Origin of the sequence: Saccharophagus sp. K07 (assembly GCF_014336955.1) — a bacterium.
Lineage (GTDB): Bacteria > Pseudomonadota > Gammaproteobacteria > Pseudomonadales > Cellvibrionaceae > UBA5868.
Genome location: NZ_QRAI01000001.1, coordinates 327,347 through 340,865 on the forward strand (window position 1 = coordinate 327,347; position 13,519 = coordinate 340,865).

Annotated in this window: 11 protein-coding genes; 5 read left to right on the forward strand and 6 right to left on the reverse strand. The window is 52.8% G+C overall.

Annotated elements, in window-relative coordinates; all coding sequences use genetic code 11:
• Window positions 1–134: 134 nt before the first annotated feature.
• Together DWB84_RS01340 and DWB84_RS01345 are read left to right on the forward strand one after the other, a co-directional pair.
• On the forward strand, window positions 135–2,435 hold the full coding sequence (locus tag DWB84_RS01340; RefSeq protein ID WP_187407960.1) for a hypothetical protein: 2,301 nt from the start codon (window positions 135–137) through the stop codon (window positions 2,433–2,435).
• A gap of 109 nt (window positions 2,436–2,544) precedes the next feature.
• The gene (locus DWB84_RS01345; RefSeq protein ID WP_187407961.1) at window positions 2,545–3,666 is read left to right on the forward strand and encodes a DUF5723 family protein; all 1,122 of its coding nucleotides are present in this window, start codon (window positions 2,545–2,547) and stop codon (window positions 3,664–3,666) included.
• Here DWB84_RS01345 and DWB84_RS01350 read toward each other — a convergent pair.
• The 5 genes from DWB84_RS01350 to ubiA form a co-directional block, all read right to left on the reverse strand.
• Entirely contained in the window at window positions 3,593–4,072 is a 480-nt protein-coding gene (locus tag DWB84_RS01350; protein ID WP_187407962.1) for a hypothetical protein, read from the reverse strand. The genes DWB84_RS01345 and DWB84_RS01350 overlap by 74 nt on opposite strands.
• Window positions 4,062–5,225 (reverse strand): GNAT family N-acetyltransferase, encoded by a 1,164-nt coding sequence (locus tag DWB84_RS01355; RefSeq protein WP_187407963.1) that lies wholly within the window; start codon window positions 5,223–5,225, stop codon window positions 4,062–4,064. The genes DWB84_RS01350 and DWB84_RS01355 overlap by 11 nt, the downstream gene beginning before the upstream one ends.
• A 39-nt stretch (window positions 5,226–5,264) precedes the next feature.
• Window positions 5,265–6,569, reverse strand: a complete 1,305-nt coding sequence (gene phoR, locus DWB84_RS01360; protein WP_187407964.1) for a phosphate regulon sensor histidine kinase PhoR — start codon at window positions 6,567–6,569, stop codon at window positions 5,265–5,267.
• A gap of 47 nt (window positions 6,570–6,616) precedes the next feature.
• Window positions 6,617–7,321, reverse strand: a complete 705-nt coding sequence (gene phoB, locus DWB84_RS01365; protein ID WP_187407965.1) for a phosphate regulon transcriptional regulator PhoB — start codon at window positions 7,319–7,321, stop codon at window positions 6,617–6,619.
• A gap of 139 nt (window positions 7,322–7,460) precedes the next feature.
• A complete protein-coding gene (gene ubiA / locus DWB84_RS01370; protein ID WP_187407966.1) occupies window positions 7,461–8,345 on the reverse strand; it encodes a 4-hydroxybenzoate octaprenyltransferase in 885 nt (294 codons plus the stop codon).
• A gap of 273 nt (window positions 8,346–8,618) precedes the next feature.
• On the opposite strand from ubiA, the gene DWB84_RS01375 reads away from it, so the two are divergent.
• The 3 genes from DWB84_RS01375 to DWB84_RS01385 all read left to right on the forward strand — a co-directional run bounded on the left by DWB84_RS01375 (window position 8,619) and on the right by DWB84_RS01385 (window position 11,831).
• Window positions 8,619–10,136, forward strand: a complete 1,518-nt coding sequence (locus tag DWB84_RS01375) for a DEAD/DEAH box helicase (protein ID WP_187407967.1) — start codon at window positions 8,619–8,621, stop codon at window positions 10,134–10,136.
• A gap of 96 nt (window positions 10,137–10,232) precedes the next feature.
• Entirely contained in the window at window positions 10,233–10,508 is a 276-nt protein-coding gene (locus DWB84_RS01380; protein WP_187407968.1) for an HU family DNA-binding protein, read from the forward strand.
• Between the two features lie 42 nt (window positions 10,509–10,550).
• On the forward strand, window positions 10,551–11,831 hold the full coding sequence (locus DWB84_RS01385; RefSeq protein ID WP_222867977.1) for a dicarboxylate/amino acid:cation symporter: 1,281 nt from the start codon (window positions 10,551–10,553) through the stop codon (window positions 11,829–11,831).
• Window positions 11,832–11,979: 148 nt separating this feature from the next.
• Here the strand turns inward: DWB84_RS01385 and DWB84_RS01390 are convergent, their stop codons facing one another.
• Window positions 11,980–13,368: an aminoacyl-tRNA deacylase and HDOD domain-containing protein gene (locus DWB84_RS01390; RefSeq protein WP_187407969.1), complete on the reverse strand. Its 1,389-nt coding sequence runs from the start codon at window positions 13,366–13,368 to the stop codon at window positions 11,980–11,982.
• Between the last annotated feature and the right edge of the window lie 151 nt (window positions 13,369–13,519).

Here is a 13,519-nt window from a genome sequence, read left to right on the forward strand (position 1 = left end):
AAAAAGTTTGCATTCTGGTTACGGCGTTTGAGTTATTGTGAGCGCTCAAATAATAATCAGGGCTCAAGGTTGGGCTCGTTCGCCGTGGAATGCTTCACACTTTTCCACTTCCCAGTTCTTAAAGGTTGGCGCTCATGCGTTGTTTGTATGCCTTACTTTTAATAGCGGTCATGTCGACTTTAGGCTGTAAAACCGAGCGGCTAAAGACGCCCGACAGTTCATCAAGTCCGCAAAAGCCGCACTCAGAAGAGACTCGGTTGCACGGCAGGGTGGGTTTGGGAGTTGGCTCTCAAGCTCAGGTTTTCGTGCATCGTTTTCAAGATGGCAGGGTGGACTGGAATACTCCTATCGGCTATGGCGAAACAGATGCGGCCGGCGCTTTTCTGTTGGAAGTGGATGCCGATCATCTTGCGCAGCCAGTGGTTGTTCGGGCTGTGGTTTTGGCACACCAAACAAATCTTAAATGTACCTTGAATGCAGGTTGTGGATCAGGGGTGCAATTGGGAGAGGAGTTCCGCCTTAACAATGATCTGGAATTGTTTCTCGCTGTGCCGAATTTGCAGAATCAATCGGTTTTAAACGTGTCTGTTCTGTCGCATCTGGCATTCAAATTATTGACTGCTCAAGCGGGCGACAAGCTAGAACAACTGCAAATTGAGCGTGCGAATAGTACAGTCTCCAGCCGATTCGGAGCTTTTCAAGAGCTGGCGTCGTTAAGTTCTGTTAATTTGAATTATCTTGAGGACTCTTATCGTCAGCACGTTGATGCTATTTATTTGGAGTCTTTAAATCTCGCCATTATTCAAACCGCGCAAAAGTATCTCGGTGCGACAGGCATTCCGGACGCTCTGTCTGCCTTTGTTGACCAATATATCGATTTTGGAATTCCAGATATTCGCAATTCAGATACTGGCGTCTCTTACGCGGACATTCTTCAGGAGGCCTCCGCAATATTGACGGCAATACAACAACAGCAAAATAGGGATCTCAGAGGCGTTGTCACGGAACTCGAATCGAAACTCGCGTTGTTATCTATAGCTGGTTCAGATGAATACCAAATTGGCCAACCCAGTGTAACAGCAGGCTCTGCCGATATAGATAAGGCTAAAGGGTTTGTGTATGACGTCAGAGGATTTGCCGCGTCGATCGATTTGTATAAGCTGGCCGGCATGTCGAACCTGTCGCAAATGATGGAAGGAGGAATATCCAATATTCTTAATCTATTTGGCGACAATGCAGATACCAGCGAAATATTCCAGGACAAAAATTTCGATACTGCGTTATCCGCTTTAGGTTTCGCTGCAGAAGCTGCATTTTCTTCTCTGGTGGACTACTACGCCGACTCGGTTATTCGCACTTCATATGAAGGAGTGACTTTTGTCCACAATGTTGGCCAAGGAGGCAACCACCTATTTATTTTTCAAACTGTATACGATTCTTGCTTGGTGAAAGGCTCGACCTGTCCGGCAAATCTGAATCTCAACTTTATTATGCGCGTAACGCGATTCACCGGAAATGCGGGTACACGGACTTTTGCTCCCGATGCATTTGATGTGCGGATTGGCGGAGCAGTGAGCGCTGCTGCAGTGGAGTTGTCATTTCCACAAAGTGATTTCCAGATTAGAACCATCATGCCATCCATTTCTGTCTCAGACTATGGAGAGGATCTTTGGGTCGGGGATGAGTACGTAGTTTCAATCGATGCAATGAGAGTCAGATTGCCGTTTGAGGTTAAAAAAGCAGGAGAGATTTCGGAGAGCAAAACTTTCAAAGCATTCGTATCGGTTGATTCTGGCAAACTCCGCCTGAAGTACACTGATAGAAGTATTCTTTCTGAAGAATCTGGGCGTTCTCCTGTCTCCAGTGAAGCTGTTATGCGTATCAATACGATGGAAAATTTCAAAATAGGATTTTCTAACGTGGTAAATGATGCTTCAGCGTCGGCATTTAATGTTGCCCAAGGAGTCTCGGCATTGCCTGAAGAGCTTACTATCATACGCAGCGTCATTCATTGTTCGCCTGCTGACTCGGGTTGTAAGGAAAAAGCGGATTTTCATATTGAAGGAGAAAGTGAAGAGCGATTTCTTGCGTTGAATGCTTCTGCCAGTTTCAAGACAAAATTAAAGAGTGTTAATGATCCGGCATTTGTTCAGCTTTCTGTAGAGCGGGGATCTCCGTACACCAATACCGTTAAAAATATACGTGTTGGTTATTCCGGGCACGGCATGCTGTTAAATGGTCGCTTTAATAATAATGGTGGGATGTCGGCACTGGAAACGACGAATTTGGATGGGACACGCCTATATTTCGACACCATCAATAAAAAGCGCACGGGCGCGGTAGAAATATCAAGCGGAGAAAAGGCGGCCGATATAATCGATATGGGTCAGTGGGTGAAGGTACGTTATATGAATGGTGATTTTGAGTCCTTCTAGTGTAACGAGACTTTCACAAAAGGGGGCGCTAAGCCCCCTTTTTTGTTCAGTCGGACTATCATTTATGCTTATACTTGCCTTTCCCCAATCAGCCGAGTGTTTTTTGAATATGTTGAAGCGAGTCGTGAACATAGCCTGCCTGAGCCTGATCAGCTCGATTTCCGTGGCGGATGATGGCGATTGGAGCTTTTTTGCCCGGGCTGAGAGTTTTAGTTACAGTGCAGCAAATCCCGTTACTGCCTATATCGACTTTCTGATCGGGCCTGCGCCGGATAATGGAGAATTGGCGTTTTCCCGCAACATCATTGAAACGGGAATTGCATTCAAGGCTTTTGAGTTTTCTTTGTTGCACCGCAACGACTACAACCTGTATTTCAGTCGCGATGCTGCGGAGTTTGCGTATCTCAATAAAAACCGCAAAACTATTCCCTATGGCCAGCGCTACGATGTGGATGTTTGGGCAAATCAATATCAAGCTTCAGGCGCAAAATTGGGCTTCACCATTCCCTTTAGAAAAAATTTTGATGTGCATGTCGCCTATTCACATTTGTATGGAACGGAAGCTGTCTCTGGCTATTTAGGAAAAGATGAAAATGGCGAGGGCGGCCATATTGCGATGGTGGAACGAGAAGAGGGCGGTCGCAAGGTAAAAGCATTGGATGGTGAATTGCACACCGATTATTATTTTGTGGACGATCCTTTATTTCGCAATAAGGTCGATGCTCCAACCGGTCAGGGATATGCCATTGACCTCGGTTTTACATGGCAAGTGAATGAGCACCTGACGGTGCATGCCATGAGTCTGGATTTGATGGGTGAAATTCGTTGGAAAAATATGCCGCATATCACGGCTGACGCGACTTCCAATAATTTTATAACCAACGAAGATGGCTCTGTTGGTGTGGTGCCAAGTTTTCAGGGAAGGGAAACCCGGGATAATTTCACGCAGGATTTAACTCGACGGGATTATGTGAAGATGGATTATCGCCATGGCAATTTTATTTTTGGCTATTGGCATGATCGAATGTCCAAAATGGAATTCAATCGTTTATCGGCGGGTTATCTGTGGGGAGAGCGCTGGGGGGTGCGTTTAACCGGTGAAGTGGAAACTGCCGCTGTGGAATTGCGCTTGAATATGCCGGTTGGTGATTTGTATTTTACGATTGATGATCCGAATTTGGATTACGCTCATACTTTGGGATTTGGCTGGAATTTGAATTTCCGTTTTTAAACCTTTTCAATAAAACATCCGCTAGCTGCAACCAGAAAAGCATAACAACGAGCGTTGACGCCATATCCGCGATGGTGTGATAACGCAAATGGCGCATCAGCCAGAAATACACCAATAAGCTCAAAATCCATAGCGCTGCCTGCTGGCGATAACGCCACAAAAACCAGACACAAGCGGCGGCAAACGCAGTATGGGTGCTGTAATCCCAGCCAATTCTCGACCAAAGCGGAAATAGATAATCCAGCAAACTGATTCCAAAAGCCCCGAGCCAATATAAACCGAGCAGCGCTGTGGCGCGGCCTATAGAGCGCCAGCGGCGCAGACGGAACATCACCAAAAGAATCCCTATGCACAATGCCGGGTTATAGAGATCGGCAAGAATACTGAGTGCTTTATCAGAGACCATTTTCGTTTAGTCGAATGAGAAAATCTCTGGGCGTCAGTGGCTGACCATCTTTAAAGGGCAAAACCTGGCGAGCGTCTTCGCAATAATGCAACACCTGCTGAGTTTCCTGGTGCAGAAAACGTGCAATGGCGGCGGCAAAACGTTCATCCTGGAGGAAGTGAAAGGATTGGGTGAGCACCGGAGTAAAACCGCGCAAAATTTTATGCTCGCCCTGAGCACCTGGGTCGAAACGTTGCAAACCTTTCTGAATGGCGTATTCGATTCCCTGATAAAAACAACACTCAAAATGCAGTCCGTCAAATTCTTCCTGCGCTCCCCAGTAACGGCCGTATAAAGTCCTGGCATCTTTGAAATAAAGCGCAGCCGCGACTTGCTCCCCGCCCTGTGTGGCAACAGCCATAACAATGGAATCGCGCATTGTTGCACCGATACTCTGAAAAAAATCGCCATTCAAATAACCGTCGTGGCCGCTGCGTTTGCGATAGGTGCGCCTATACAGGCGATAAAAATTCTGCCAGTTGCTCTCGGTTAAATCCCTGCCTTCTACCATGGCAACGGAAAATCCCTGCTCGCGTATTTTGGCCCGCTCTTTATTGATGTTTTTGCGTTTGCGCGAGGCAAAAGTATCGAGAAAGTGATTGAACTCAGCGTATCCCTGGTTGAACCAGTGATACTGGCAATCCAGCCGTTGAAGGAATTGGAGATGGTTCGGCGGAGACGCGGGGAAAAGGCAGTGGAGGCTGGATATCTCCAGCCGCGATACGTCTGCTAATGCAGCGTCCCACATCTTGGCAAGAACGCCGGAGTCCGAGGCCGCCCAGCGCGGACCGGTTGCTGGAGTAAAGGGAATGGCATTTACGAGCTTGGGGTAATAGGGGGTGCCGGTCTGGTGATAGGCATTGGCCCAGCTCCAGTCGAACACATATTCGCCGTAGGAGTGCTCCTTGATGTACAAGGGCAGGGCGCCCACCAGAGTCGCGCCATCCCACGCCAGGCAGTGATGGGGCTGCCAGCCTGTAGTGGCGGTGGTGCAACCGCTCTGCTCCAGGGCGAGCAGAAACGCGTGCTTTACGAACGGATAGTCGGTATCCCAAACAGCGTCCCATTGCGCGGCCGGAATATCCGCCAGGGATTGAATAAATTCGGTTCGCATAGTCGTCGATCTTTAAAGGCAGAAGCGGATGATAACGGACTAAGCGTCAGAGAAGGGTGTGTAGGTCACCGTGCTGGCGGGGAAACGGCAGGAAAACTCGCTGCCTTTGCCGAGCTTGCTGGTGATGACCAGCTCGGCGTTATGGCGCAAGAGCACATGTTTGACTATGGCTAGACCAAGTCCGGTTCCGCCCGAAGCCACCGAGCGACTGGGGTCTACGCGGTAGAAACGTTCGGTCAGGCGCGGAATATGTTTGGGGTCAATGCCGATTCCCTGGTCGCGAACGGTAATGGCTGCGCCATCCTTGTCGCGCCCGTAGATCACTTCGATAAGGCCGCCATTAGGAGAATAGTTGATGGCGTTGACCACCAGATTGGAGATGGCGCTGCGCAATTCGCGCTCGCTTCCCAAAAGAGCGAGATCCTCATCTCCTTGGCTGCGCAATTCGTGGTGACCGCCGCTGACTGCCTTGGCATCTGCCATGATGCTGTCGATCAAGGGAGCAACGGCGATGGCTTTGGGGGCTTCCTTCTGATCGGTTTCCAGCTTGGCCAGGGTGATCAGATCGTTGCTCAGAAGGGTTATACGCTGCGTCTGCTGCTCCATCTGCTGCACGATTTTCTGCCATGCCACCGGCAACTGGGGGCTTTCGGCCAGGGTTTCCAGGTAGCCGCGGATAACCGTAAGCGGTGTGCGCAGCTCGTGCGAGACATTGGCGACAAAGTCTTTGCGTATCTGCTCTAGTTTGATCAGGCGGGTGATGTCGCGCGCAATAATCACCCGTGCGCCTTCGCCATAGGTGTGAATCTGAAATTCCAGATGCTGGTCGGTCTGCCATAGGGAGATCTGCAGCGGCGATGCATAGATTTTCTGCTCGAAGTACTGAACGAAGTTGGGATGGCGGATCACATTGGTCAGCTTGTGGCCCGCGTCGACTTTGCGGAAACCGAACAGGCGCTCGGCCGCCTGGTTCCACCATTCCATATTGCCTTTGCGGTCGACCAGGATCACTGCGTCGGTCAGGGCTGCAGTCATCTCTTGCACGCGCTGTACTATGCCCTGGAGTCGCGCTTTCTCCTTGTCGTGGCGGTTGATCAAGCGCTGGATGTCGTAGCTGACATCCGCCCACAGCCCTGGCAAATCCTGTTGTGGGGTACCGTTGCGGCGGGTGAGGTTGATCCACTTTTCCAGTTGGTAGATGCGGGTAAACAGCCACAGCAGATAGCCAGCACAACCCAGAGCTATACCGACAGCTGTTCTGCCGCAGAACAATCCGATCAAAGCACAGGCCGCTACCACCGCAAGGCAGCGCCAGACTTCCGCTTTAAATCCGCTGCGCATCATAAACAGTGTTCGTCGGAGAAGAGCGACGGAGTCGCCAGAGTGGACGGCTAGAGGTTTTCAACGGTTTTATTGGAAAACCGGTAACCGGCGCCGCGCACAGTCTGAACAAGTCGGTCGTGCCCATCAAGCGCCAAGGCTTTGCGCAGTCGCCGGATGTGCACGTCCACTGTGCGCTCCTCTACGTAGACATTGCCGCCCCACACGTGGTCGAGCAGCTGGCTGCGGGAGTACACGCGCTCTTGGTGGGTGAGGAAAAATTCCAGCAGGCGATATTCGGTCGGCCCGATCTGCACGGGTGTTTCGTTGATGGTCACGCGGTGACTGATGGGATTCAGGCGTAAACCGTCGACCTGGATAGGCTCGTTGAGATTGGTAGGCTCGCTCCGGCGCAATACCGCTTTCAGGCGGGCGACCAATTCGCGCGGGGAAAAGGGTTTGGTGATGTAATCGTCCGCGCCGACTTCCAGTCCCTGAACCTTGTTATCTTCTTCGCCCTTGGCGGTCAGCATGATGATCGGGATGGCGGCAGTGAAATCATCGCGCTTGAGGCGTCGGGCGAGTTCAATACCGCTGGTGCTGGGCAGCATCCAGTCCAATAGGATCAGGTCGGGCTTTTGATCGACGATAAGACTGTGTGCCTGTTGTGCGTCCGCTGCTTCCAGGCAGGCGTAGTCCGCCATTTCCAATGCAATGCGCAGCATGTCGCGAATGGGGGCTTCGTCATCGACGATTAAAATTGTTTTATCAGCCATGCAACCTGTCACCTGATGTAGGGGATAGCGATGCTTATCCCGATTACCGGCCATTAAATAAAGGAATTGTTGCGGTTTTATGACAATTCCATGGCGGTTTTATTACGGCATTGGTGCTGTTGTTACGGATTAGCTGTTGTTACGGATTAACTGCAGCTGGTGTCAGCGCGTAGTGACCAACTATGCCTATAAAAACCACCATCCCCACCCAGTTGTTGTTCAGGAATGCAGCAAAACAGGCATCCCGGTTGCGGTTGCGAATGAGATATTGCTGATAGGCAAACAGGCCAGCGGCACCCACCAGGCTGAGATAGTAGAACCAGCCCAAGCCAAATCGTTTTCCCACCAGTATCAGCGCTAGCAATGCTAGAACCTGCAAGGTTCCGGTGATGATGCGATCGTTTTCACCGAACAACACCGCTGTGGATTTGATGCCGATCTTGATATCGTCATCGCGGTCCACCATGGCGTAGAAGGTGTCGTAGACCACGGTCCAGATCAGCGCGGCGGTAAACACCAGCCAGGTTTCCAGAGGAACGCTGCCGGATTGTGCGGCAAATGCCATAGGAATGGCCCAGCCGAAAGCGGCACCCAGGACAACCTGCGGCAGGTGGGTATAGCGTTTCATAAAGGGATAGGAGAGCGCCAAAGCCAAGCCGGCGAAGGCTAGCTTGATCGTCAAGCCGTTGGTGAATAGCACCAACAGAAACGACAGAAAACACAGAAAGCCAAACAGGCTCAGAGCTTCCAGGTTGCTGATAGCGCCTGTGGCCAGTGGCCGATTGCGGGTTCTTTCCACATGGCCGTCAAAATTGCGGTCGGCAAAGTCGTTGATGATGCAGCCAGCGGAGCGCATAAAAATGCAGCCCAGAATAAAGATCACCAGATTTTTGATGTCCGGTGCTCCTTTGGCGGCCAGCCACAGGCTCCACAGGGTCGGCCAGAGCACCAGATAGATCCCGATCGGACGATTGATGCGGGTGAGTTGGACATAGTGACCGAGAATGGACCAAGTCGTATTCATATCAGGGTAGTTCGGTTGATTTGCCGGCAGCATACACGTAGAAAACCGGAAGATGAAGATTGTTCGAGACGCCTGACACCTGCGTTTTTCAGTCCCGGTGATGGACCGTTGAGGAAATATCCAAGCAGAGAGAGGAAAATTCCGGTAAGGTGCCCGCCTGGACTGTCTCCGGCTTCACTATCCAGCCTTTAAATACTTCATTCGCCGAATCCCGCGAAGTCAGAACGATGGCCATTGCCAACGTTGGGGGATCTGGCATCAGGAAAACACTCTATGTCGTTTGAACATCTCGGTCTGCGGGCAGAACTGCTGCGCGCGGTCGCCGATCAAGGTTATACCTCGCCAACCCCTATTCAAGCTCAAGCCATACCAGCGGTCCTTCAAGGCGTCGACCTTATGGCTGGCGCCCAGACCGGTACTGGCAAAACCGCAGGCTTTACTCTGCCACTTTTGGAAAAACTGAGTCGCGATCCGCGACCGCGCGTCAACGGTAAAAAACCTATTCGGGCTTTGATCCTCACCCCCACCCGAGAATTGGCTGCTCAGGTATTCGATAACGTCAAAGCCTATGGAAAATACCTGCCGCTGCGCGCTCAAGTAGTGTTCGGTGGTGTTGGCATCAACCCGCAAATCGCCCATTTACGGGGCGGCGTGGATATTCTGGTCGCCACTCCGGGGCGACTTTTGGACCTGCAGAGCCAGGGGGCACTCTCATTAAAGGATGTGGAGGTCTTGGTTCTCGACGAGGCCGACCGCATGCTGGATATGGGCTTTATTCACGATATTCGCAAAATCCTTGCGCTCTTGCCCGCACGCCGCCAGAACCTTTTGTTTTCCGCCACCTTCTCTGATGACATCAAAGCGCTGGCGGACAAGCTGCTGCAACAGCCTGTATTGATTGAGGTTGCGCGCCGTAATGCCACAGCGGAAACCATTACCCAAATCGTCCACCCGGTCGACCGCAATCGCAAGCGCGAACTGCTTTCCTACCTCATTGGCGACGGCAACTGGAAGCAGGTGTTGGTCTTTACCCGAACGAAGCACGGCGCAAACCGATTGGTGGAGCAATTGTTGCAGGATGGCATCACAGCCGCAGCGATACACGGCAATAAAAGCCAGGGAGCGCGTATGAAAGCGCTCGACGACTTTAAGCGCGGCGCTGTGCGGGCGCTGGTTGCGACCGATATAGCCGCGCGCGGCATTGATATCGACCAGCTTCCCCGCGTGGTCAACTACGAGTTGCCCAATGTGCCGGAAGATTACGTACACCGCATCGGCCGCACCGGACGGGCGCAGAGCGAAGGTGTTGCCATATCGCTGGTGTGCGTGGATGAAAACAAATTTCTGCGCGATATCGAGCGCTTGATCAAACGACCTATTCAGAAAGTGGTGGTGGAAGGTTTTGAGCCTGATCCGTCCATTCGCCCGGAGCCGATCCAGTTGCGCGGCCAGCGCCCGGCGAGAGGCCAGGGGGCATCCCAGTCCCAGCGCGGCGATCATCGAAGCCATAACGGTGATAACCGCAATGGCAATCAGAGAAACGGTAATCACAGCAATGGCGGTCAGAAAGGCCGGCGCGCTGCATATGCGGGATCTCAAGGTCAACAAGATGGCGGTCATACACCGCCGCGAGCCAACCGCGGTGGCAACGGCCAGCGCGCAGAAGGGCGTCGTTCGGAGCAGGACGGTCGCCACAGCGCAGGCCAGCGAAACTCAGGTTATCGCGCAGCAGGTGCGGGCGGTCAGCGCAGTGGCAACTATCGCGGTTCGCGTCAGGATGCACACCGTTAAACGGCGCAGGGGTTTACCTTCCCCCTCGGGATTGGTCTAATGGGCGCTCCTTTTTCGGCGCCCTTCGTTCACAGATATCGATAAGGAGAGTGTTCTATGCGTAAACCTGAACTTGTTAAAGCCGTGGCCGAGATTGCGGATCTGTCGGAACGTCAGGCAGATGCCGTGGTGTCAGCTGTGGTCGAACAGATCACCAACGCACTCAGTCGCGGTGAGTCGGTCAACCTCGTCGGCTTTGGTTCTTTTTCCGTGAAATCCCGTCCGGCTCGCCAAGGCCGCAACCCGAAAAACGGTGAAGCCATTCAGATTCCTGCCAGCAACGTTCCTGTCTTCAAGGCTGGTAAAGGTTTGAAGGACGCGATCAGCGGCTAGTTGATAGCCGCCGTCCCGTAACGCCATAGTCCAATCACAATAATGAAATTGCATTGGCAAATCCTGCTGGCCATAGGGCTGGCAGTGGTGGTGGGCTCCCTCCTGGAACCGGAACACGGCATCGGGAGTTTTACTTTTCTTTCGCTGTTCAATTTTCTCGGCACCTTATTTCTCAATGCCCTCCACATGATCGTGGTGCCGCTGATCGTGTCTTCGATCATCTGCGGGGTTGCCAGCGCCGGTGCTGGACAAAACCTCGGTCGCATCGGCCTGAAAACGATCGGTCTCTATACGCTATCCACACTGCTGGCCGTGCTGATGGGACTGTTTTTGGTCAATCTCACATCCCCCGGGATTATTGACGGACAAGCTGCCGGTGAGCAGCTGAACTTGTCCTCAAAGGAGGAGCTGGAGAGCAGTCTTAGCAAGGTCGAAGGACGCAGTGGCGGGGATATAGCAGGCATATTTTTGCGCATGATCCCTACCAACGTGGTCGCCTCAGCAGCCAAGGGCGATATGCTTGGGTTGATCGTGTTTTCCCTGTTGTTCGGCGTATTTATGCTGCGTGTCAGCGCGCAGTATTCCGCAACCTTGAAAAACTTCTGGCAGGGCGTTTTTGAAGTGATGATGGCTATGACCATGTTCGTCATGCGCCTTGCGCCCCTTGGCGTTTTCGGCCTGGTGGCTAAAACCATCATGAGCACAGGTTTTGCCGCCTTCGGACCGCTGCTGGTGTTTTTCTTTACCGTGGTCGCCGCGCTTCTGCTGCACACCTTTGTTTCTCTGGCATTGATGCTGCGGATGATTGGCGGTATCAATCCGTTGAAACATTACCGCGCCATGATTCCCGCCATGCTCACGGCGTTTTCCACCGCCAGCTCATCGGCCACCTTGCCCGTGACCATCGAGTGCTTGGAAAAAAATGCCGGAGTTTCCAATCGCACCTCGTCCTTCGTTCTGCCTCTAGGCGCGACCATCAATATGGATGGTACCGCACTCTATGAATGCGCTGCCGCGCTCTTTATAGCTCAGGCATATGGGTTGGATTTGAGCTTTACCCAGCAATTCCTTGTGGTTGTGCTGGCGCTGCTGACCTCCATCGGCGTCGCCGGTATTCCGGCCGCAAGTCTTGTCGCCATCAGCGTAATCCTCACCGCCGTCGGCCTGCCGCTGGAAGGTATAGGTCTGCTGCTCGTCACCGACCGCATCCTCGACATGATGCGCACCGCCGTCAACGTCTTCAGTGACAGTTGCTGCGCGGTGATAGTGGCGAGTACGGAAGGGGAGACGGGGTTGTATGGACGAGCAAAAAATACTGAGTAAGGTCTGTTTTCCTGCCTAAGTCCCCATAAATCCTGAAGGGCTCATAATCCTTGATGGAATAGCAAGCGCTCCTCGGCTGAGCCACCTCAGCGGGAGCTAAATCGGCTGGTTTTGCCGGCTTTAGCTCCGCTGTCCTTCCTTGGCGTACTCAGCCTTGAATCTTTTCCGCGATGGCTTGCAGGTCGTGGGAGGATTCCAGAATGTTGTCTACAGTGATTGACGCCGTGACCGGATCCAGGTGGAGGTCTTCGTAGACCTTAGCCGGGATTTCCTGATAGGCGCCGTGGCCTAGACCTTTGTTAGCGAGCAGTTGGCGCGCCACATAGATAAGTTTCGGATAGGAGCTGTGTTCGCCCTGATAATTCGGGTTGTTCTGGTGGCGCATGGCGATAACCACTTCCTCCGGCATATGCCAGGATTCGAGCAGCCACGCGGCGATCTGACAGCTGGAAACGCCGAGCAGGTGTTGCTCAACCGAAGAGGCCGGGATATGGCGGTTCACTTCCAGATGTCGGCTGATATTGGCGAAGTAGGGAGGGAAAACTTCCGCCAGTACCAAGTAACCAAAGTTGTTTAACAAGCCTGACAGATAAGCCATGCCGAATCCGGGGCGATGTTCCCGGGCGATGCTGGTAACCAGGCCTTCCACAACCGCAGCCGTACACACAGCGCCCTGCCAGTAGGCGCGCGTCTGGCGCGGTGTCATGGCAGTGGTGTTCATGGTTCTGCCGAGTGCAAGTCCCAAGGCCAGATTGAGCACCATATCGAAGCCCAGCACCCGCACAATGGCGTCGTGTACCGATTTGATTTTGCCCGGCGCGGAGTAATAGGGGGAGGATGCCCAACTGACCACCTGTGCGGCGAGCGCAGGGTCCAGCTCGACTATGTTGGCCAAGTCGCTGATATCCGCATCCGGATCGGCGCGCAGCTTGATGATGCGCTGAGCGGTTTCCGGTAGCGGCGGCAGCTCCAGGGTTTCATCCAGGCGCTGCTTGATACGCAAGGTAGTGAAATTTTTCAGGGAGAAGAGAATCTGCTCTTCGTCCATTTCGGGCGAGTCCGGCAAATGGGGTGCCGGTACCGCAAGTTCGCCTACACAGGCGGACTTGATAATGCTTTTGAAGTCGGGCTGGTGCAGCTCCAGCATCTGTTCACCGTCACCGGTGTCCAGCCAAAGTGTCTGATGACGCAGCAGAGCGGCATCCACCATAGTCGTCATACCCTGCCATTCGGGAATGGCGGGCACGGTTTTTAAATTCTGTTGTTGCAGAAGCGGGGTGAGTTCCGCCATTGGAACGGCTTCCAGATTGCGCCCGAATTGCGCCTTCACGGACGCCAGGTCCAGCATATGATCCATCGGCAAGAGCACTTGCAGACGACCCTGATTGTCCTGGAGTACAAGGGATTTGACAGCGCAGGTATCGACCGCAGGTGACAGGCTGGTGCGCACTGCATTGAGGCGAGTGTGACTGGCCTTCAGCTGATAAGCGATGTTGGCGGACTCAAGAATCTGAATAACACTGGCGGGTACGGACATCCCACAAATCTCCTGGCAAATACGGCGCGGCGACAAAAATCACCAGAAGCTGATACCGCTGCCGCAGTTCAGCTCACTCTTGAATATAGTCTGCTTCGGACGATTCGCTATGTAAGTAAGCCCAAATGAGGCCGGGAGAGCGCAGCAAAGG

Bases quoted from the DNA above. Each gene is read 5' to 3' on its own strand.
- DWB84_RS01355 (WP_187407963.1), bottom strand. From the start codon at position 5,225: ATGCGAACCGAATTTATTCAATCCCTGGCGGATATTCCGGCCGCGCAA.
- DWB84_RS01350 (WP_187407962.1), bottom strand. From the start codon at position 4,072: ATGGTCTCTGATAAAGCACTCAGTATTCTTGCCGATCTCTATAACCCG.
- DWB84_RS01375 (WP_187407967.1), top strand. From the start codon at position 8,619: ATGTCGTTTGAACATCTCGGTCTGCGGGCAGAACTGCTGCGCGCGGTC.
- ubiA (WP_187407966.1), bottom strand. From the start codon at position 8,345: ATGAATACGACTTGGTCCATTCTCGGTCACTATGTCCAACTCACCCGC.
- DWB84_RS01385 (WP_222867977.1), top strand. From the start codon at position 10,551: ATGAAATTGCATTGGCAAATCCTGCTGGCCATAGGGCTGGCAGTGGTG.
- DWB84_RS01380 (WP_187407968.1), top strand. From the start codon at position 10,233: ATGCGTAAACCTGAACTTGTTAAAGCCGTGGCCGAGATTGCGGATCTG.
- DWB84_RS01390 (WP_187407969.1), bottom strand. From the start codon at position 13,368: ATGTCCGTACCCGCCAGTGTTATTCAGATTCTTGAGTCCGCCAACATC.
- DWB84_RS01340 (WP_187407960.1), top strand. From the start codon at position 135: ATGCGTTGTTTGTATGCCTTACTTTTAATAGCGGTCATGTCGACTTTA.
- phoR (WP_187407964.1), bottom strand. From the start codon at position 6,569: ATGATGCGCAGCGGATTTAAAGCGGAAGTCTGGCGCTGCCTTGCGGTG.
- DWB84_RS01345 (WP_187407961.1), top strand. From the start codon at position 2,545: ATGTTGAAGCGAGTCGTGAACATAGCCTGCCTGAGCCTGATCAGCTCG.
- phoB (WP_187407965.1), bottom strand. From the start codon at position 7,321: ATGGCTGATAAAACAATTTTAATCGTCGATGACGAAGCCCCCATTCGC.